Genomic DNA, 20,582 nt, shown 5'->3' with positions numbered 1-20,582 from the left:
CCGGCACAAACCCGGAAAACGAGCTAACGCGAGAAATGGTCATAACCTGGGCGGCGGAGTGCGATCGGCACGCCGGACGGATCGAGTACGACGGTTGTGATCTTCGATTCCAGGACGCCGATGTCGTGAACGCGGATGCCCGATTCTCCGGCACTCGTGACGAACTTCTCGATGTTTTCTGGAGCGACTGCGATGAGAAGCTCGTAATCGTCGCCGCCGGCAAGAATGCTGTCGCGCACGTTCGGGTTCGCGGCGAGCGCCGCACGCGCGGGCGGCGACAGCGGAATATCATCGAATTTCACCGCGATGCCGAGCGACGCGCCCGCCAGGCGGCGCAAGTCCTTTATCAGCCCGTCCGAAACATCGAGCGCCGACCGCGCATGTGAGCGAACGGGTCCCGCAAGCGCCAGACGCGGCTTCGGCCGCAAATAGCGATCGAGCAGAAGCGCGCGCTGGTCATCCGTCAGCGTGCTGAATTGCGAGGGATCTCGCCGCAGCGCCAGACCCAGCGCGGCGTCGCCGATCGTACCCGAGACGAAAACGTGGTCGCCAGCCTTGGCCCCACCCCGGGGAATGAAAGCGCCCGCCGCAACCGAGCCGATGATCGTTATGCCGATCGAAAGCGGCCCGGGCGTCACGTCCGTGTCGCCGCCGATCAGTTTGCAGCCGAATTCGGACTGCGCCGCACGCAGACCATCGGCGAACGCCGCGATCCAGTCCCGTTCCGGCGCTTCCGGCAGCGCCAACGTCAGAAGATACGCCACGGGCGCCGCGCCCTTGGCAGCCATGTCCGAAGCGTTGCAGGCCAGCGCCTTCCACGCGATGTCGGCAGGCCGGTCGTCGTGAAAAAAATGGACGCCCGCGATGATAGGATCGCTGCTGAACACAAGATCGGAGCCCGAAGCAGGCCGCAGAAACGCCGCGTCGTCCGTCAGTCCGAAAGCTCCCGCCATGCCTTCGGCAAGAGGTGCGAGGTAAGTTTGGATCAACTCGGTTTCGTTGCCGATCCGGGAACCGCTGCTGTCTCGCTCGAACGACTTGCCCGACATTTTCGGAACCTCGAAGCTAGGCGCCGCCCTGAGAAGGCGTCACCGGCTTCTTATCGAATTCGCTGGTGCGAAGCCGCCGCGCAAGCTTGTCGAGCACGCCGTTGACGACCCGCGGCTCTTCCTCATCGAAAAACACGCGAGCGACGTTGACGTACTCGCTGATCGCGACACGAGCCGGAACGTCATACCGGTCGACAAGTTCAGCAACGCCGCCGCGCAGGATCGCCCGGAGAATTGAGTCGACGCGCACCAGCCGCCAGCCGACCGCCAGCTGCTCGTCGATCATCGGATCGATCTCGCGCTGACGGCGGACGACCGCGCGCAGGATGTCGGCAAAAAACACGCGATCGGCGCCCGCCAGCATTTCATCGCGGTTGTCGCCCGACAGACGTTCATTCAGGAACTCGGCGATGACGTCGTTGAGGTCGGTTCCCGCCATATCCATCTGATAGAGCGCTTGCACGGCCGCGATGCGCGCCGCAGTGCGCGCGGTAATCTCGCTGGGCTTCGGCTTATCCTCCGCCATCATGCGGACGCTCCCCAGAAGGCGCGCTTCGTCTCGATCAAACGGGCGCACGCGCGCACGGCGTCGCCGCCCTTGCCGTTGACGCCGCCTTCGGCACGCGCAATCGCCTGCTCGCGCGTGTCGACGGTGAGGATCGCATTGCCGACCGGCACCTCGTTGCGCACCGCGATTTCCATCAGCCAGTGATTGGCGTTGTTGCACACGATATCGTAGTGCCCGGTCTCGCCCCGGATGACACAGCCGAGTGCAACTGCGCCGTCGAACGTCTTGCGACCGGCTTCGCGTGCGGCCGCAGCAGCCGCCAGAACCTGCGGTATCTCCAGCGCGCCGGGAACGGCGATGCGCTCATAGGTCATGCCGCGGCGCTCGCACTCGGCGAGCGCGCCCTCCGCCAGGAGACCGGAAATATCATCGTAATACGGCGCCTCGATGATGAGGATATGCGCGCGAAGGTGTGGCGCACTCTTGTCATCGGTAGGTGCGCTCGAAGATTTCTGGACCATGTCAGTGCTACTCGATTTTGCGTGTGCCGGTGACGTGCAGGCCGAAGGCCTCGAGGCCGACGTAAACGTGCTGCGGCGAAGATGACAGCAGCACCATGTCCTTGACGCCAAGATCGGACAGGATTTGCGAGCCGATGCCGATCTCGACCTGCCGTCGCTCCTTGTTCAGCTCTCGTCCGGAGCCCGGATCCTGACGCGCCGACACCCACTCCGTCATGGACCTCGGCCGCAGATCTCGAATGAGAACGACGACGCCACGCCCTTCGGCTTCGACAGCGCGCATCGCCTGATCGATGACCGAACCCGCTTCGCTGCCGTCAACGCCGAGCACGTCGCTCATCATGCTGACGGCGTGCACGCGAACCAGCACCGGTCCGCCCTTGGAGATATTGCCCTTGACCAGCGCCAGATGTTCGGCCGGTTCCGACGTCGTCTCGTAGACGTAAAGATCAAAGGCGCCGGCGACGGCGGTTTCAATCTCGGTCTTGGCGACCCGCTTGACGATGCGGTCGTTGCGGAGACGATAGGCGATCAGATCCTCGATCGCCCCGATTTTCAGTCCGTGCACTTTGGCGAAGCTCGCCAGATCGTCCATGCGCGCCATCGTGCCGTCGTCGTTCATGATCTCGCAGATGACGGCAGCCGGATAAAGTCCGGCGAGCTTCGCAAGATCGATCGACGCTTCCGTATGACCCGCGCGAACGAGCACGCCGCCTTCGCGCGCGATCAGCGGAAAGACGTGGCCGGGCGAAACGATATCGCTCGCGCCCTTGGTGGTATCGATTGCCGTCGCGATGGTGCGCGCGCGATCGAACGCCGAGATGCCCGTCGAAATGCCTTCGCGCGCTTCGATCGATTGCGTGAACGCGGTGCGATTGCGCGAGCCGTTCGAACGCACCATGAAATCGAGATGCAGTTCCTGCGCGCGCGCTTGCGTCAGCGTCAGGCAGACCAGTCCGCGACCGTGCTTCGCCATGAAGTTGACCGCATCCGGCGTCGCCATCTGCGCCGGGATGATGAGGTCGCCCTCGTTCTCACGGTCTTCCGCGTCCACCAGAATGACCATGCGGCCGTTCTGCATCTCCTCGACGATCTCTTCGATCGGCGACAGCACGCTGCCGGTCTGGGTCGGCTGCAGATATGTCGATGCGGACATTAGATACGAAACTCCATGAGACGTGCGACGTAACGGGCGAAGACATCGACTTCGAGGTTCACCAGATCGCCGGGGGTTTTGCCGCCCCATGTCGTGACCGTCAAGCTGTGCGGAATGAGATTAACGCCGAAGCGGTTTTCCGAAACCTCATTCACGGTCAGCGACGTGCCGTCGAGGGCGACCGATCCTTTAGGGGCAATATAGCGCGATAAGTGCTCCGGCGCTTCGAAAAGAAAGCGTTTACTGGCGCCATCCTGCGTAATGCTGACGATTTTGGCGACGCCGTCCACGTGGCCGGAAACGATATGGCCGCCAAGCTCGTCGCCAGCCTTCAGCGAGCGCTCCAAATTTACCCGGCTTCCCGTGGCCCAGTCCGAAAGCGTCGATTTCGCCAGCGTCTCGTTCGAAACGTCGACCGAAAATTCCGACCCCGAGGCCAGCGGCTTGATCGATGTCGCGGTCAGGCAGACGCCGTTGCAACAGATCGATATCCCGGCGTCCTCCGGCCGGAGCGCATACGCCGTGCGCAGCGTAAACGTGCCGCCAGACTTGTCGATGACTTCACCGACATCCGTGATCAATCCGGTAAACATCGCCTCAGCGTCCTTCCTTTGCCTCACGCCCGGTGAAGCCGCCACATGGTATCGCCGCCCATCGTCCGCCGGTCGACGAGCGAAAGCGCCACAGGCCCGAGCTGCCGCTCGATAGCATCCATCGCGACATCATCGCCGGGCATTCCAGCCATGTATAGGATGACTTCGTCGACCAGCGATGCTTCCGCGAACGAGCGCCATATCCGGGGCCCGCCCTCGACAAGAAGGCGCGTCACGCCGCGGCCGACCAGCGCTTCCATGATGGCGGGCAGCCACAGGCTTTGCCCGACGATCGGGATATCGTGAATTTCGACTCCGTGCGAGGTTAACTGCTCGCGCTTTTGCGGATCGCTGTCGGGCGCCGTCATCATCCAGGTCGGAACGCCGCTGGCGCTTCGAACGAGTTTCGCACCCGCAGGAATGTCGAGCGAGCGTGACAGAATAATACGCGCCGGAGAGCGATCGATCAGCCCCGGCAGGCGGCACGTCAATTCCGGATCGTCGTCGCGCACGGTTGCGCTGCCGACGAGAATGGCGTCGTAGTGCGCCCGAAGCAGCATGCCGTGCGCACGCGCCATCTCAGCGGTGACCCAGATCGGCGAAACACCGTTGCCGCGCGCGATCTCGCCCGACCCGTCGAGCGCGAGCTTGACTGTCGTGAACGGCCGGCGCTCGGTGATCCGCACGATATGCCCGCGCGTGATGCGGCGGGCCTCGGCCGCGCCCACGCCCCTGACAACCTCGAGCCCGGCGTCGCGCAACTTATCGAGGCCGCGTCCCGAAACCCGCGGATCGGGGTCCTCGATGGCGACGACGGCGCGTTTCAGCCCGGCCGCGACGATGGCTTCGGCGCAAGGTCCCGTCCGGCCGTGATGCGAGCACGGCTCGAGCGTCACGTAGATCGTCGCGCCGCGCACGCGATCGCCAGCCGCCGCAATCGCTTGGGTCTCGGCGTGCGGGCGGCCGCCGGGAGCCGTCACGCCGCGCGCGAGAATCTCGCCCGTCGTCTCGTCGGCGATGACCGCGCCGACCGACGGATTGGGCATCGTCGCGCCAAGGCCACGCTCGGCCATGCGCAACGCGATGGCCATCATCTCCTCGTCGAACGCGCTGCTTTTCGGCTCGGCCATCGTCTCAGTGCTTCTTCTGGATTGCCGCATCGTCGCGAACGATGCCGAAGCGCTCGCTGCTGTCGAGCGGATCGCGCGTGTCGGCCGCGAGTTCGCGAAGCACGGCATGAAAATCGGCCGTATCGCGGAAATCGCGATAGACTGACGCGAACCGGACGTAGGCAACGGGATCGAGTTCGCGCAGCGCCGCCATGACGAGTTCCCCGATCTCGGCGGAGGTGATCTCCGTTTCGCCCGAGCTTTCAAGCTGACGCACCAGCCCCGACACGAGGCGATCGATCCGCTCCGGCTCGATCGGACGTTTTCGTAGCGCGACCGAAATCGATTTCGAAAGTTTGTCGCGATCGAACAGCACCTTGCGCCCTGAGCGTTTGACGACCGTCAACTCGCGGAGCTGAACGCGCTCGAAGGTCGTGAATCGGGCGCCGCAATCGGAGCAGACGCGACGCCTTCTGATGGCGGCGTTCTCATCCGACGGGCGGCTGTCCTTGACCTGGCTATCCTCGCTTCCGCAAAACGGACAGCGCATTGCTTGCTCCTCAAACTTCAGTACCCGCACAAATCGCGGGCAACTCTCTATCACGGCGGCAAGCGGCTTTCAGCTCTGTCCGCCCCAGCCGTGTGCCGGTTGGAAAGTGTCTCTCTGTGGACGCTTTCGCGACAAAGAGGAAGTCCTGCTATCGACGCGTTCCACCGATACACGCGCCCGCGCAACAGCGACCATGCGCATCGCAAGAAAAAAGGCGCCCGCAAAGAGCGCCTTTTCGTTATTCAGCAATAGATCTGGTCCGTCAGGCGTAGATCGGGAAGCGCTCACAGAGTGCCGTGGCCTTGGCCTTGACGGCTTCCTCGACGGCGCCGTTGTTCTCTTCGCCGTTCTTTGCGAGGCCTTCGAGCACTTCCGAGATCAGACGGCCGATCTCCTGGAACTCGGCGACGCCGAAGCCGCGCGTCGTGCCGGCCGGCGAACCGAGGCGAATGCCCGACGTCACCATCGGCTTCTCGGGGTCGAACGGAATGCCGTTCTTGTTGCAGGTGATATGCGCGCGGCCCAGCGCCTTCTCGGCTTTGTTACCGGTGATCTTCTTCGGACGCAGGTCGACGAGGATGAGGTGCGTGTCGGTGCCGCCCGAGACGAGCGCGAAGCCGTTCTGCACCAGGACCTCGCCAAGAGCGCGGGCGTTGTCCATCACGTTCTTCATGTAGACCTTGTAGTCGGGACGCAGCGCCTCGCCGAATGCAACGGCCTTGGCAGCGATGACGTGCATCAGCGGGCCGCCCTGAATGCCAGGGAAGATCGCCGAGTTGACCTTCTTCGCGATATCTTCGTCGTTCGTCAGGATCATGCCGCCGCGCGGACCGCGAAGCGTCTTGTGCGTCGTGGTCGTCACCACGTGCGCATGCGGGAACGGGCTCGGGATGAGACCGGCCGCCACGAGACCGGCGAAGTGCGCCATGTCGACGAGGAACGTCGCGCCGACTTCGTCTGCGATGGCACGGAAGGCCGCGAAGTCGATCTTGCGCGGATAGGCCGAGCCGCCGGCGATGATGATGCGCGGCTTGTGCTCATGCGCCAGCTTCTTCACTTCCTCGATGTCGATGAGGTGCGTGTCGGGCTTCACCGTGTAGTGCACGGCCTTGAACCACTTGCCCGACTGGTTGACGGGCGCGCCGTGGGTCAAGTGACCACCGGCTGCGAGCGACAGACCGAGGATCGTGTCGCCGGGCTTTGCGAGCGCGTTGAACACGCCCTGGTTCGCCTGGCTGCCGGAGTTCGGCTGCACGTTCGCGAAGCCGCAGTTGAACAGCTTCTTGGCGCGATCGATCGCGATCTCTTCGGCGATGTCGACGAACTGGCAGCCGCCGTAGTAGCGCTTGCCCGGGTAGCCTTCGGCATACTTGTTCGTCAGCACCGAGCCAGCGGCGTCGAGGACGGCCTGCGAGACAATGTTCTCGGAGGCGATGAGCTCGATCTCATGCTGCTGGCGACCAAACTCTTTCTGGATTGCGCTGAAGATTTCGGGATCGGTTTCCGAAACATGCGCCTTGAAAAAACGCGACGTCTGCGAAGTTCCAGCGGCCGGTGCGGTCGACATCAGGGTTTCCTCTGAAAAAGGATGATTTTTTGAATTCTGGCATCTCGGGCAGTTGTCGTGGGCGCCCGCCTGCGTAGTGCCATAGTACGAGGCGGACAGCCCGCACTCAACTCCCCCATTGGGTAAGTTGGCTGCCCAAAGGGTGACTTGCCCCGCGTAAAAAAAGCGCGGCAAACCCCGTCATTAGCGCAAAAAAGGCTTTGCCCCCGCCAATTCTCGACCTGCGAAGTCTGGCAACGGCGCGGCCGGTTTAATGCGAAGGATGCGAACCTGCGGCGACGGCCGTCACCGTAGAGGCAACGGCCCGAGTCATGCGAACTCCGCAGACTATTCCGCCGCTTCGAGGCTCGCCATCAGCGCCAGCGGGCACTGCGACCAGAGTTCCGTCAACGCGTTGACGAGATGCTCCATGTCGGCATTGGTGTGCTGCGGCGACGGCGTGAGGCGCAGGCGCTCCGTGCCCCGCGGAACCGTCGGGTAATTGATCGGTTGCACGTAGATGCCATACCGGTCGAGCAGAACGTCCGTCAGTGCCTTGCAGCGTACAGGATCCGTGACCAGCACGGGGACGATGTGGCTCGGCCCCGAGATGAGCGGCAGATCGGCCGCGATCAGCATGCGCTTCAACGTGCGCGCGCGTTCCTGATGGCGTTCGCGCTCGATCGAACTCGACTTCAGGTGGCGGATCGAAGCAACTGCGCCGGCAACGACAGCAGGCGCCAGTGACGTCGTGAAGATGAAGCCCGGAGCATACGAGCGGATGGCATCGCAGATGGTGCGCGAGGCGGCAATGTAGCCACCCATCACGCCGAAGCCTTTGGCGAGCGTGCCGTTGATGATGTCGACGCGATGCATGACGCCATCGCGTTCGGCGACGCCGCCGCCGCGCGGGCCATACAGGCCGACGGCGTGAACCTCATCGAGATAGGTCAGCGCATTGTATTTGACCGCGAGGTCACAGATCGCGCCGATCGGTGCGATGTGCCCGTCCATCGAGTAGACGCTCTCGAAGGCGATGATCTTCGGCGTCTCTTTCGGCACCTTCTTGAGCTGCGCTTCGAGGTCGGCGAGATCGTTGTGCTTGAAAATGTGCTTGGCGCCACGCCCGTTGCGGATGCCCGCAATCATCGATGCGTGATTCTTCTCATCGGAAAAGATGATGCAGCCCGGCAGAAGCTGCGACAGCGTCGAAAGCGCCGCCTCATTGGCGACGAAAGCCGACGTGAAGACCAGAGCTGTTTCCTTGCCGTGCAGATCAGCGAGCTCATGCTCGAGCTGAACATGATAATGAGTTGTGCCAGCAATATTGCGCGTGCCGCCTGAACCCGCACCGACGAGATCAATGGCTTCGTGCATCGCTGCGAGCACGGACGGGTGCTGGCCCATGCCCAAGTAGTCGTTCGAACACCAGACGGTGATGGGCTTGGTCGCCTCGCCCTTTAGAACCTCGGCCTTCGGAAATGCGCCACGGCGGCGCTTAACATCTGCAAATACCCGGTACCGGCCCTCGCGTTTGACCGCCTCGACGGCGTCAGCGAGCTTCTGCTCGTATGTCATCAGAAGATTTCCGCTCCCAAAAGCACACCGTTCATTATTTTAGAACCTTTATGACTTGGACCGGCCTCGAGTACCAGTGCTTCTTCGTCGCGCAAGTTTAAAAAGTTTCATGTTTGATTTGGCGGCGTAATTCTTTTGCCTTGCAAAATATAGGTTTTCTCGCCGTTCTGAGAGATGTCGTCGCTCCCTTTGATATAAATCAAACGCATCACGAGCGGGCTCATTGCGGGAACCTCGGGACGCGCCTCATGGCCTCGAACGACTCGTCCGGAAACGCCGTGGCAGGTCGCGCCGCGCTGCTCGCGCCTAGTCGCAGATTTTCGCGAATTTTCGCTGGGCCATGTCGACGTGGAAATGATTGACGTGGTCGCGATTAGCCTCCGGGCCGAGGGTCGTGCCGAACAGGCGGCAAGCCGCGACATGCGCCTCGTGCAGGAACGCCTGGTCGTCGGACAGCGGCCCGCGTCCGGTCGTTTGGCTGAGGGCTGCAACGTCCTTGCGGCGCGATTTTCCGGCACCGGCCTTGGCCGAGCCAGGAGCCGGGCCACCGAGCCTTGCAGGCGGCTCCTCAGTGCGCGCTGCCGTCCTGGTGGCGCTTTTCGATGCCCCCGGCAGCGTAACCGTCACCTTCGGGACGCCATCAACGATGGTTGAGCGCGCCAGCCCCGCGGCCGGAGCCCCGAGGCCTGAAGCCGTCGCGGCGGACGGTACTGCTGAAGCGCCCGCCCCCTGCTCGCTCGCGAGATTCGTCTGTTCTGCCTTTTGGGCTGCAGCGAGTTCGGCCGCCTGCCTTTCGGCAGCTGCCTTCTTTTCCGCGATTTCCACCAGTTCCCGCTGCGTCGTTCCCCAATCATCGAGCACGGACACGGATTTCGCCGAAGCCGTAACGAAAGCCCCGATGTCGAGCGCATTCGCCAGCCCGTGCTCGCTGAGCTTGGTCGTCTTGCGGCCGAAGGCGTTGCGACAGGAATAGCCGCTCATCGTTTCAATCCTGATGATCGGCGCACCGAAGTGCTTTTTCGCCAGCGGCTGCAAGTCGTTTTCCAGCCAGTTGACGAGCGTTTCGGCGAGGTCGCAGCGCACGACGGGCGGAGGCGAAAAGGTCACCTCCGGATTTTGTCCGATGCTGATCAGTTCGATCGGCGCTGGCGCTCCGCACGCGCCGTCCCGAATGGGTTCGCGCGCGGCATAGACGGCGTGAATCCGCTGCAGGACCTCGGCGCAATGCGTTTTCGCATCGGCGATCTCCGCGTCGCTCCATGTGTTCGGCGGCGTTGCATTCGCGCCCGCGCCCGCAGCTTTCTCGCTCGAAGCGGGTTTTTGCGCTTGGCCGTTTGCGTCTTTGGCCTGACCCTGTTTGTCATCGGTCGCCGGCTGAGCATTTTCGGTCGGCGCGGCAGGCTGCGAATGAGGCTTTTTGCTCTTCGCCGCCACAGCATCAATGATAAGCAGCGAAATGACCGCCGCGGCTGTGAGCGCGATTGCCGTCCGGCCGAAATTGGTCACTGGCTAATTCCTTCTCGGAGCAAACGCGACGAAGGGCAAACAAGGGCTTGACGAATCCTGGGCGAGACGACAAGCGCACTGCAAAATGAATTTGGCGCGTTATTCGACGCAACATCCGCGTCGATCATGCGCGCAGAATATGGCGAAACGCGCGAGAACGGACCATACCTAGCAGCAGATTTTTTTCCGCGAAGCGCCAACACATCGGATTTTCAGTTTGAACGTACAGCAGGCACCGACGCCAACGACACAATCGAGCACGCCGGACGCGAAAATCATCGCCGAGCGCACGCAGGCGCTCCGGACATTCGTCCTCAACCGTCCGCAGGCGCTGAACGCATTCGATGACGAAATGTGCGGAGTCCTGAGCACCGCGCTGCCGGTCATTGCTCGCGATCCGGACACCTACATCGTCGCGCTCGTCTCAAGTAGTCCGAAGGCCTTCTGCGCCGGCGGCGACGTGCTGGCACTGACAGCCGAAGCCAAGCGCGACATCGAAAGCGCCAAGGCCATCATGCGCCGCGAGTATGCGCTCGACTGGCTGCTCGAATGCTTTTCGAAGCCGTGCGTGTCATTCATCGACGGCGTGTGCATGGGATCGGGCGCGGGCCTGACGGCTTACAACACCCATCGCGTTGCGGGCGAAGCTTACAAATGGGCGATGCCCGAAGTGAAGATCGGGCTGTTTCCCGACGTCGGCGTTGCAAAAGTTCTCGCGCGTCTGCCCTGGCCGATCGGCCTCTATCTCGGATTGACCGGACGTCCGATCCGTCGCGACGATGCGTATTGGCTCGGCCTCGTGACGCACTGCATCGCGGCGGCGGAATTTCCTGGAATTCGCGCCAAGCTCGCCGACGCAATTCCCGTCGATCCGCTTCTCGATGATTTGCACGAGCCGCAATCCGAAGGCGCTGTCCAGAAAGATTTGAGTCTCATCCGGGACCACTTTTCGCAATCGTCGCTGGCTAAGATTCTCAAATCTCTGAGCGACGCGGAATCATCAGGCTGCGAATGGTCCCGCAACACGCTTGCCGGATTGCGCAAGAGTTCGCCGATATCGCTCGCGATAACGGATCGCCATATCCGCAATGCGCTGACACTCGATATTCGCCAGACGCTGATCGAGGATTATCGCCTTGCCGTCCGCTGCTTCGAAGGCACGGATTTCGCCGAAGGCGTCAGGGCTTTGTTGCGCGACAAGGACGGCGCTCCGTCATGGTCGCCGGCGCAATTCGAAGATATTACGACAGATATGGTCGAGAAATATTTCGCGCCGCTCCCAGATGGCGAACTTGAACTGCCGCTGCGCTCGGAAATGCAGGCAGCGCGCGTTTAATTCCGCGCACCGCGAATTCCGAATAACTTTATCGGACGCGTTATCCGAATATTGACCATGAAAGCAATGTCCCCTCGCGATTAGTTAAAAGACTCTTCCGAAACGGGTGGGGAACTGTTCTTTTACTATATCTATTTAGGCGAAATTCAGGGCTTCGCGTTATCTATTTGTCAAAACCCGGGGCAAACCGGGAGGCGTCAAACAGTGTGAGGCAGCGTTATGAGTCTAGCGTATGAAGTGGCCCGTCCGCGCGCTCCGGTGCAGGAAGAAGGCTTTCGGGGCGAATATTTACAGGCCCTTCGTTTGATCGAGAGACTTCACCGTCTCCTTCTCGACGTCATCAAGGATGAATTCGATCGCCAGGGCGGCGCCGAACTCAACAGCGTTCAGGCACTGCTGCTCTACAACATCGGCGAGAGCGAGCTCACCGCCGGCGAGTTGAAGACGCGCGGCTACTACCTTGGCTCGAACGTCTCCTACAATCTCAAGAAGCTCGTCGACATGGGCTACATCCATTACAAGCGCTCGGATACCGACCGCCGTTCCGTGCGCGTCAGCCTGACCGAAAAAGGTCTCGAAGCTCGCGACATCGTCAGCAAGCTTTATCTGCGCCAGCTCGGTTCCGTCCAAACTGTCGGCGAAGTGTCGGGCGACGACGTGAAGGGTTTGAACAAGGCGCTCGTGCGCCTCGAACGCTTCTGGTCGGACCAGATTCGCTATCGCCTCTGATCGGACTCCCACGGCTTCCGACGAACGACGCCGGTTGCTGCACTTGCAAGCCGCCCTGGAACCCCCCGGGCGGCTTTTTTGCGCGCCGAAAGCGCCGATTGTTGCCGCCAGGGCGCGCCGGCCGACGAAACGCCTGATCAGCCTTCAAAAATATTCGTGCCGCCCGGGAAGCAACTTAAACTGCGCCGCACCGCCGGGAGCTGGAGACGGTTTATGGCTCCCGAACCCGATGCGCGGCCGCGGTTTCGATGTATAAGCGCGGAAAGTCACGGGCAAATCGTAGATACGAACGGGCGGGGAAAATCGTGCACCGGTCGAGAGCAGCAATCAACGTCACACAGCGCGCGGGACGAGCAGGTCTCGCTGTCATGCTGGCGCTTACTTTCGTCATCGCATCCGGTTCGGGTGGCCTCGGACTGGGCCAGGCATTCGCACAAACGTCGTGGTTTCAGTTCGGCCCCGTCGGCAATGGCCCTGGAACGACGAACACCTACGATCCGGATTTCGTTCGCGAGTGGGAAGCCAATCCGCCAAAAGGCTACGCGACGCTTTCGAAAGCCAACATCGCCGCGACGAAAACCGCGATCCAACGCTACACGAACATCGTCGCGCAAGGCGGGTGGCCGCAGCTGCCGGAGCCGCCGAACAAGACGCCACGCGACAGCCTTCTGCAGTATGGCACCACGGACGCAGCCGTCGCCCTGCTGCGCCAGCGACTCGCGACGTCCGGCGATCTGACCGGCGGCAACATCTCTTCGACCTACTTCGACTCCGACGTCGACAAGGCGCTGAAACGCTTTCAAGCCTCGAACGGACTGACCCCTACCGGCATCGCCGACAAGCGCACGATCGTCGCCCTCAATGTTCCGGCCGACGCCCGCTTGAAACAGCTGAAGGCCAACGTCAGCCGCCTTGAGGAATTCACGGCCAAGGCCGGCAAGAAATACGTCGTCGTCAACATACCGGCCGCGCAGGTCGAAGCCGTGCAGAACGGCCAGATCGTTGCGCGCTACGCCGCCGTCGTCGGTAAGGCCGACCGCCCGACGCCGCTGCTGCACACGCCGATCACCGACTTGAGCTTCAATCCCGTCTGGCGTTTGCCGCCGACCGTCATCTCCGAGGATCTCATCCCGCGCGGCCGCGAGATGCAGTCCAAGGGACAGAACGTCCTTCTGAAGTTCCACATCGACGCCTACTCCAACGGCAAGAAGGTCGATCCGGCGAAGATCAACTGGAGCACCGTCAAGCCGGGGACTTACACGTACAGTCAGCAGCCGGGGAAAGAAAACCCGCTCGGCTTTCTGAAGATCAACTTCGACAGCGCGCATTCCGTCTACATGCACGATACGCCGTCGGATCGGATTTTCGGACGCAACTACCGCTCCGCAAGCTCGGGCTGTATCCGCGTTCACAACATCGAAAATCTCGCCGCCTGGCTTCTCGCCGAGCAAAGAGGTTGGGATAGCGAGCGCATCGCCTCGATGAAGGCCAACGGCGAACGGCTGGATCTGCGTCTGAAAAAGCCGGTGCAGCTGCTGTTCGTCTACATCAGCGCCTGGGCGACGCCGGACGGCATCGTGCAATTCCGCCGCGACCTCTACCAGAAGGACGGCATCGGCGAAATCGCGGCCAATTACTGAGCCGCTTGGCCGCTCGAATGAAGGCGCCGCCCGCATTGCAGGTGCGCTAACGACGACGGCCCTCTTGCCTTGCATTGCGCGGACGGGCGTGCCCAACTCGTCCAACCGACCCGAACATTATCCGCAGGCCTTGATGTCGACTCGCTCACGCCCCCCTTCCCCCGCCGCGACCGGCCAATCCGCAACGGACACGAGCGGACGCTTCCCCGCGACCCGGATGCGCCGCAACCGCAAAGCGCCCTGGACGCGCGAACTCGTCGCCGAGCATCGCCTTTCGCCGAGCGACCTCATCTGGCCGATGTTCGTCATCGAAGGAAAAGACAAGCGCGTGCCCGTGACGTCGATGCCGGGTGTCGAACGTCTGAGCGTCGACCTGATCGGCGAAGCCGCGAAGGAAGCCGTTGCGCTCGGCATCCCCGCGATCGCGCTTTTTCCGTTCACCGATCCGGCGAAGCGCTCGGATGACGCGAGCGAAGCCTTCAACGCCGACAATCTTGTCTGCCGCGCAACCCGCGCCATCAAAAAGGCTGGTCTCGATCTCGGCGTCATTCTCGACGTTGCGCTCGATCCCTACACCAGCCACGGCCACGACGGGCTGCTCATCGGTGACGAGATCGCCAATGATGAAACGAACGCCGCGCTGATCAAGCAATCGCTCGTTCAAGCCGAGGCGGGCGCCGACGTGCTCGCGCCTTCGGACATGATGGACGGACGCATCGGCGCCATTCGTTCCGCGCTCGAAGCATCAGGCCACAAGAACACGCAGATCATGTCCTACGCTGCGAAATACGCGAGCGCATTTTACGGTCCTTTCCGCGACGCCGTCGGCTCGGCTGGTTTCCTCAAGGGCGACAAGCGCACGTACCAGATGGACCCCGGCAACACCGATGAAGCGCTGCGCGAGGTCGCGCTCGATCTCGAAGAAGGCGCGGACATGGTGATGGTGAAGCCCGGATTGCCGTATCTCGACGTCGTCCGACGCGTCTCGGAAACATTCAAGGTGCCGACGTTCGCCTATCAGGTGTCGGGAGAATACGCGATGCTCGCGGGCGCCTTCGAACGCGGCTGGCTCGACGAGAACAAGACCGTGCTCGAAAGCCTGCTGGCATTCAAACGCGCAGGCGCTGCCGGTGTGCTGACATACTTCGCGCCCAAGGCGGCGCGGCTGCTCAAGCCCTAATCAAGACAGACGTGACTAGCGTCTGACGCGACGGCGGAATTCCGGCGGCAAATCGCTGTCGCCCGCGGGCGGCGGCGCTTCAGCTGTCGCCGCATCGTTGCCCTCGGAAGGCGCCTCAGCGGGCGCCGGTTTTTTCTCGGCGACCGAGCGGCGCGGTTTTTCGCAGTCCGTCAGCCACACGTCATAGGTCGGATGCTCGAGGCCGTAGATGCCCGGGCTCTCGGCGAACATCCAACCGGTAAAGATGCGCTTTTCGGTGCCGTCGAGTTGGGTTTCATCGACTTCGACGAACGTCGTCGTTTTCGGCTCTTCCGTGGGCGGGCGCGAGTAGCAGCTGCGCGGCGTCACGCGCAACGCACCGAATTCGACGGTCTTGTTGAGTTCGACTTCGAACTTCGAAATGCGTGCAGTGACCTTGTCGAGCGCTGAAAACACCGCGACGCCGTTCTCGATACGATCGGCGCGCGCAGGCGACGCCGGCCCGAGCAGACAGACAACCGCGCCGAAAGCCGCCAGGCGCGCCGCGAACATCGCAGCACGCACAGCGCTTTCCGGCGCATTCGGGAATGGCGTAAGCAGGGAACGGTTCAACACAGGTCCAATCGACGGAACGTTCGTTAGCGTCAGCTTGTTGACGCCAAAACCCGGCGTTTTTCTGATCACCCGCCTATTGCGGCCGCCAGGCCTTGTAATCCGTGGTCGATTTCGCCCGCTCGCCCTTGCCGAGGATCGATCCCTTAGGCCGGTAAGCCTGCGCGGTCCCGGTCATGTTCATCTGGTGACGCTTCTGCCAATGCTTCGGCTGATAGCGCTCCTCGGTCGGCAGTGTATCGACAGTATAATGCAGCCAGCCATGCCAGTCGGGCGGGACCTGGCTCGGCTCGGAAAGATTCGCATACGTGACCCAGCGCGCCGGAACGCCCAGCGGACCGACACCGCTTTTCTGCAGATAATAGCGGTTGCCGAACTCATCCTCTCCGACGAGCCGTCCTTTGCGCCATGTGAAAAGGCGCGTGCCCCAGGTGTTGCCACCCCACCACGAGAAAATCTCACTGAATAAACCCATGATCTGCGGGTTCCTTTCATTGCATTCGGCCGCTTCGACTTAGCTGCACCGCACGCATGATGTCTAGACGTCTGGGGGCAGATGTAGTCGTGCAACAGCCGCGTTACGGAATCGCACTAAGCTCGGCTGGCTTGACCCCGATCAAGAGGCGCTTTCCAGCCTCTTCCACACCGCGGCAAGGCGTCCAGCGGTGCTCAAAACCAGCAACTTCGGGCTTTGCGGCGGTCAATCCAGAAAGTTGTCCACACCACTACATATAGTGTCGGTTGTTGCTGCCACCGCAATATCTATTTAATTTCCCTTGTCCGAGGCTGCTCGAATCTCATAACTTGCCGGTGTTGCGACAGTCTTGCGACCCTCCACCCGAGATCAGTTGAAGACCGTCGCATCCGTCCAGTTCAGTAGCGTCCAGCGTAGCGCACGAGCACCTCGTCGCCCTCACACATTTCAGGTTCGGCAAAACGCCGGTTGATCGCGGTTTTTTCACCGTCATCGCTGGCGCGGGGACTTGCGACCTGAGTGGGCACGAATCGGCTCGATGCAACCGTTCTGTCGAACGCCGGAAGCAGGGTCCGGCGCGCGGCGATGACAGCAGATACGGCACGCGGATCCTTTCCGTGCTGCCGCGCAATCCGGGGGCACTATTTTATGAAGATCACGCGACGCTTCACCGAAGCCGGTTCCTCTCCCTATGCCTCGATCAAGTTCCGGCGTGCGACGTCCGAGATCAAGAACCCCGACGGCTCCATCGTTTTCAGCCTCAAAGGCTTTGATGTTCCCGACCATTTCAGCCAGGTCGCGGCCGACATTCTGGCGCAGAAGTATTTCCGCAAGGCCGGCGTCGCCCGCCGCCTGAAGCGCTGCGAAGAAACACAAGTCCCCTCGTGGCTGTGGCGCTCGACCCCCGACGAAACTGCCCTGCAGGACCTGCCCCAGGCTGAGCGCTTCGGCGGCGAGACCGACGCGCGTCAGGTTTTCGATCGCCTCGCCGGCACCTGGACCTATTGGGGTTGGAAGGGCGGCTACTTCTCATCCGAAGAAGACGCGCAGGCGTTCTTCGACGAAATCCGCTACATGCTCGCCATGCAGATGGCGGCGCCGAACTCGCCGCAGTGGTTCAACACCGGCCTGCACTGGGCCTACGGCATCGACGGTCCTGGCCAGGGCCACATGTACGTCGATTACCAGACCGGCGAACTCGTCCACTCGACCTCGGCTTACGAGCATCCGCAGCCGCACGCCTGCTTCATCCAGTCGGTTGCCGACGATCTCGTCGGCGACGGCGGCATCATGGATCTGTGGGTGCGTGAGGCGCGTCTCTTTAAATACGGTTCAGGCACGGGCTCGAACTTCTCCTCGCTCCGCGGCGCCAACGAAAAGCTATCGGGCGGCGGTCGTTCGTCCGGCCTGATGAGCTTCCTGAAAATCGGCGACCGGGCTGCGGGCGCCATCAAGTCGGGCGGCACGACGCGCCGCGCCGCGAAGATGGTTGTCGTCGATGTCGATCATCCGGATATCGAGGAATACATCACCTGGAAGGTGCGCGAGGAACAGAAGGTCGCCGCGCTCGTCACCGGTTCGAAGATCTGCCAGAAGCGCCTCAAGGCCGTTATGAAGGCGTGCGTCAACTGCGAAGCGCAGGACGAAGCCTGCTTCGATCCGCTGAAGAATCCGAAGCTCAAGCAGGCCATTCGCGAAGCCAAGCGCGACGGCGTTCCTCAGAACTACGTGCTGCGCGTCATCCAGTTCGCGCGCCAGGGTTACAAGGACATCCAGTTCGACACCTACGACACCGACTGGGATAGCGAAGCCTATCTCACGGTCGCCGGCCAGAACTCGAACAACTCCGTGCGCGTCACGGACGAGTTCCTGAACGCCGTCTCCGCCGACAAGGACTGGAACCTGATCTCGCGTCTCGGCAACAAGGTCACGAAGACGATCAAGGCGCGCGATCTCTGGGAGCAGATCGGCTTCGCAGCCTGGGCGTCGGCCGATCCGGGCATCCAGTTCCACACGACGATCAACGACTGGCACACGTGCCCGCAGTCGGGACAGATCCGTGCATCGAACCCGTGCTCGGAATACATGTTCCTCGACGATACGGCGTGCAACCTCGCGTCGCTCAACCTCCTGCGCTTCCGCCGCGAGGACAAATCGTTCGACATCGAATCCTACGAGCACGGCTGCCGCTTGTGGACCATCGTGCTCGAAATCTCGGTGCTGATGGCGCAATTCCCGTCGCGCCGCATCGCCGAGCTCAGCTACCGCTATCGCACGCTCGGCCTCGGCTTCGCCAACATCGGCGGCCTGCTGATGTCGGCGGGCATCCCTTACGACTCGGATGAAGGCCGCGCCATCTGCGGTGCGATCTCCGCCATCATGACGGGCGTTTCGTATGCGGCGAGCGCCGAAATGGCGGCCAAGCTCGGCGCCTTCCCCGGCTACGAGCCGAACGCGGCGGACATGCTGCGCGTCATGCGCAATCATCGCCGCGCCGCCCACGGCGAAGCCCAAGGCTACGAGCAACTCGCGACGGCGCCCGTGCCGCTCGATCACGCCTCTCTCAAGGATCACCGTCTCGGCGAAGCTGCGAAGCTCGCCTGGGATCGCGCGCTCGAACTCGGCCAGAACCACGGTTATCGCAACGCGCAAGCAACCGTCGTCGCGCCGACTGGCACGATCGGTCTCGTGATGGACTGCGACACGACCGGCATCGAACCCGACTTCGCGCTCGTTAAATTCAAGAAGCTCGCGGGCGGCGGCTACTTCAAGATCATCAATCAGTCGGTGCCGGAAGCGCTACGCACCCTCGGCTATCGCGAAAGCGAGATCGCCGAAGTCGAAGCCTACGCCGTCGGACACGGCTCGCTGGCACAGGCGCCCGCGATCAACACCGCGACGCTCAAGGCCAAAGGCTTCACCGACGACGCGCTCGCCAAGATCGAGAAGGGTCTTGCGACCGCCTTCGACATCAAGTTCGTGTTTAACCGCTGGACGCTCGGCGACCAGTTCCTGACCGAAACGCTCGGCGTCCCGGCCGACAAGCTCAACGATCCCTCATTCGACATCTTCGCGCACCTCGGGTTCTCGAAGAAGGATGTCGAAGCGGCGAACGAGCACGTCTGCGGAGCGATGACGCTCGAAGGCGCACCGCATCTCCGCGCCGCGCACCTGCCGGTGTTCGACTGCGCCAATCCCTGCGGCCGCAAGGGCAAGCGTTATCTTTCGGTCGAGAGCCACATCCGCATGATGGCGGCGTCGCAGCCGTTCATTTCCGGCGCAATCTCGAAGACGATCAACATGCCGAACGACGCAACGGTCGACGATTGCAAGCAGTCCTACATGCTATCGTGGAAGCTGGCGCTCAAGGCCAACGCGCTCTATCGCGACGGCTCGAAGCTCTCGCAGCCGCTGAACAGCCAGGTCCTCGGCGATGACGACGATGAGGCTGCCGATCTCGCCGAGACGCTGATGACGCAGCCGCTCGCGGCTCGTGCCTCGATCATCTCGGAAAAGATCATCGAGAAAATCGTCGAACGCGTCGTCTACGTCGAAAAGGAAAAGAAGAAGGAACGCGAGAAACTCCCGAGCCGCCGCAAGAGCTACACGCAGAAGGCGACGGTCGGCGGTCACAAAGTCTACCTGCACACCGGCGAGTACGACGACGGCCGCCTCGGCGAAATCTTCATCGACATGCACAAGGAAGGCGCAGCCTTCCGCTCGCTGATGAACAACTTCGCGATCGGCATTTCGCTTGGCCTGCAATACGGCGTGCCGCTGGAAGAATACGTCGAAGCCTTCACGTTCACGCGTTTCGAGCCTGCCGGTCTCGTGCAGGGCAACGAGGCGATCAAGAACGCAACGTCGATCCTCGACTACATCTTCCGCGAGCTTGCCGTGTCGTACCTCGGCCGTCACGACCTCGCGCACGTCGATCCGCGCGAAATCGTCGAAGGCACGGGTCTTGGCTCGAGCGACGATCAGACGGATGAGCAGCTGGCGCTCGATCTCTCCGAGAACGTGTCGAAGGTCGTCTCAAAAGGCCTCGTGCGTGGTGCCTCGGTCGTCCGTTTTGCGGCGCGCTCAGGCGGCAAGACATCGATCACCGAGACCTCGACCAGCGTCACAACGTCGAGCTTCGACGTCGATGCACGCTCGATCGACTCGACGCTGACGCACGGCGCCAACGCGCTGGCACTCGGCGAGCAGCCGATCGAAATGCGCGCGCCTGCTGCTGTCGTGACGCCTGCACCGATGAGCAAGTCGGAACTCTTCAAGCAGCGCGCCACCGAAGCCAAGCTCCGCGGCTACGAAGGCGTCGCCTGCACCGAATGCTACAACTTCACCATGGTCCGCAACGGCACCTGCCTGAAGTGCGACACGTGCGGCAGCACGAGTGGGTGCAGTTGAAAGTAAAGACATAAAATGAGGACAACTGAGTAGGCTCAGTTGTCCTTCATCGAATGAGGCCAATTTGGATCAAGTGGAACTTCGACGTCTGAGCCGTCTGCGTTT

At 62.2% G+C, this 20,582-nt stretch carries 17 protein-coding genes; 5 read left to right on the top strand and 12 right to left on the bottom strand.

What is annotated here, in order from left to right; translation table 11 throughout:
* Positions 1 to 23 precede the first annotated feature (23 nt).
* The 10 genes from thiL to HDEN_RS04715 all read right to left on the bottom strand — a co-directional run bounded on the left by thiL (position 24) and on the right by HDEN_RS04715 (position 10,116).
* On the bottom strand, positions 24 to 1,049 hold the full coding sequence (gene thiL / locus HDEN_RS04760) for a thiamine-phosphate kinase (RefSeq protein ID WP_013214996.1): 1,026 nt from the start codon (positions 1,047 to 1,049) through the stop codon (positions 24 to 26).
* 16 nt (positions 1,050 to 1,065) lie between these two features.
* Entirely contained in the window at positions 1,066 to 1,578 is a 513-nt protein-coding gene (gene nusB, locus HDEN_RS04755; protein ID WP_013214995.1) for a transcription antitermination factor NusB, read from the bottom strand.
* The gene (ribH, locus tag HDEN_RS04750) at positions 1,575 to 2,078 is read right to left on the bottom strand and encodes a 6,7-dimethyl-8-ribityllumazine synthase (protein ID WP_013214994.1); all 504 of its coding nucleotides are present in this window, start codon (positions 2,076 to 2,078) and stop codon (positions 1,575 to 1,577) included. The genes nusB and ribH overlap by 4 nt, the downstream gene beginning before the upstream one ends.
* A gap of 7 nt (positions 2,079 to 2,085) precedes the next feature.
* Positions 2,086 to 3,234: a 3,4-dihydroxy-2-butanone-4-phosphate synthase gene (ribB, locus tag HDEN_RS04745; RefSeq protein WP_013214993.1), complete on the bottom strand. Its 1,149-nt coding sequence runs from the start codon at positions 3,232 to 3,234 to the stop codon at positions 2,086 to 2,088.
* Positions 3,234 to 3,827: a riboflavin synthase gene (locus HDEN_RS04740; RefSeq protein WP_013214992.1), complete on the bottom strand. Its 594-nt coding sequence runs from the start codon at positions 3,825 to 3,827 to the stop codon at positions 3,234 to 3,236. The genes ribB and HDEN_RS04740 overlap by 1 nt, the downstream gene beginning before the upstream one ends.
* A 23-nt stretch (positions 3,828 to 3,850) precedes the next feature.
* The gene (gene ribD / locus HDEN_RS04735; RefSeq protein ID WP_013214991.1) at positions 3,851 to 4,957 is read right to left on the bottom strand and encodes a bifunctional diaminohydroxyphosphoribosylaminopyrimidine deaminase/5-amino-6-(5-phosphoribosylamino)uracil reductase RibD; all 1,107 of its coding nucleotides are present in this window, start codon (positions 4,955 to 4,957) and stop codon (positions 3,851 to 3,853) included.
* Positions 4,958 to 4,961: 4 nt separating this feature from the next.
* Entirely contained in the window at positions 4,962 to 5,486 is a 525-nt protein-coding gene (gene nrdR / locus HDEN_RS04730; RefSeq protein WP_013214990.1) for a transcriptional regulator NrdR, read from the bottom strand.
* Between the two features lie 262 nt (positions 5,487 to 5,748).
* Positions 5,749 to 7,053 (bottom strand): serine hydroxymethyltransferase, encoded by a 1,305-nt coding sequence (gene glyA / locus HDEN_RS04725; protein ID WP_013214989.1) that lies wholly within the window; start codon positions 7,051 to 7,053, stop codon positions 5,749 to 5,751.
* A 327-nt stretch (positions 7,054 to 7,380) separates the two neighbouring features.
* Positions 7,381 to 8,610 (bottom strand): 5-aminolevulinate synthase, encoded by a 1,230-nt coding sequence (gene hemA, locus HDEN_RS04720; protein WP_013214988.1) that lies wholly within the window; start codon positions 8,608 to 8,610, stop codon positions 7,381 to 7,383.
* 306 nt (positions 8,611 to 8,916) lie between these two features.
* On the bottom strand, positions 8,917 to 10,116 hold the full coding sequence (locus HDEN_RS04715; RefSeq protein WP_013214986.1) for an extensin family protein: 1,200 nt from the start codon (positions 10,114 to 10,116) through the stop codon (positions 8,917 to 8,919).
* 217 nt (positions 10,117 to 10,333) lie between these two features.
* Here HDEN_RS04715 and HDEN_RS04710 point away from each other — a divergent pair, with 217 nt between their 5' ends.
* The 4 genes from HDEN_RS04710 to hemB all read left to right on the top strand — a co-directional run bounded on the left by HDEN_RS04710 (position 10,334) and on the right by hemB (position 15,001).
* Positions 10,334 to 11,452 carry an enoyl-CoA hydratase/isomerase family protein gene (locus HDEN_RS04710; protein WP_013214985.1) on the top strand — a complete coding sequence of 373 codons (1,119 nt, stop codon included), beginning with the start codon at positions 10,334 to 10,336 and terminating at the stop codon, positions 11,450 to 11,452.
* Between the two features lie 219 nt (positions 11,453 to 11,671).
* Positions 11,672 to 12,181: a transcriptional regulator LdtR gene (ldtR, locus tag HDEN_RS04705; RefSeq protein ID WP_013214984.1), complete on the top strand. Its 510-nt coding sequence runs from the start codon at positions 11,672 to 11,674 to the stop codon at positions 12,179 to 12,181.
* A gap of 368 nt (positions 12,182 to 12,549) precedes the next feature.
* Positions 12,550 to 13,821: a L,D-transpeptidase family protein gene (locus tag HDEN_RS04700; RefSeq protein WP_013214983.1), complete on the top strand. Its 1,272-nt coding sequence runs from the start codon at positions 12,550 to 12,552 to the stop codon at positions 13,819 to 13,821.
* 133 nt (positions 13,822 to 13,954) lie between these two features.
* Positions 13,955 to 15,001, top strand: a complete 1,047-nt coding sequence (hemB, locus tag HDEN_RS04695) for a porphobilinogen synthase (protein ID WP_013214982.1) — start codon at positions 13,955 to 13,957, stop codon at positions 14,999 to 15,001.
* A 15-nt stretch (positions 15,002 to 15,016) separates the two neighbouring features.
* Here the strand turns inward: hemB and HDEN_RS17700 are convergent, their stop codons facing one another.
* Both HDEN_RS17700 and HDEN_RS04685 read right to left on the bottom strand, forming a co-directional pair.
* On the bottom strand, positions 15,017 to 15,664 hold the full coding sequence (locus HDEN_RS17700) for a DUF2155 domain-containing protein (RefSeq protein ID WP_013214981.1): 648 nt from the start codon (positions 15,662 to 15,664) through the stop codon (positions 15,017 to 15,019).
* Between the two features lie 4 nt (positions 15,665 to 15,668).
* Positions 15,669 to 16,067, bottom strand: coding sequence for an NADH:ubiquinone oxidoreductase subunit NDUFA12 (locus HDEN_RS04685; protein WP_013214980.1), 399 nt, complete (start codon positions 16,065 to 16,067; stop codon positions 15,669 to 15,671).
* Positions 16,068 to 16,715: 648 nt separating this feature from the next.
* Here HDEN_RS04685 and HDEN_RS04680 point away from each other — a divergent pair.
* On the top strand, positions 16,716 to 20,477 hold the full coding sequence (locus tag HDEN_RS04680) for a vitamin B12-dependent ribonucleotide reductase (protein WP_013214979.1): 3,762 nt from the start codon (positions 16,716 to 16,718) through the stop codon (positions 20,475 to 20,477).
* The last annotated feature ends 105 nt before the right edge of the window (positions 20,478 to 20,582 follow it).

This window comes from Hyphomicrobium denitrificans ATCC 51888 (assembly GCF_000143145.1).
In the GTDB taxonomy this organism is placed as follows: domain Bacteria; phylum Pseudomonadota; class Alphaproteobacteria; order Rhizobiales; family Hyphomicrobiaceae; genus Hyphomicrobium_B; species Hyphomicrobium_B denitrificans.
Note: the sequence above shows the minus strand (reverse complement) of the source record. Positions and strands in the feature narration are given on the sequence as shown.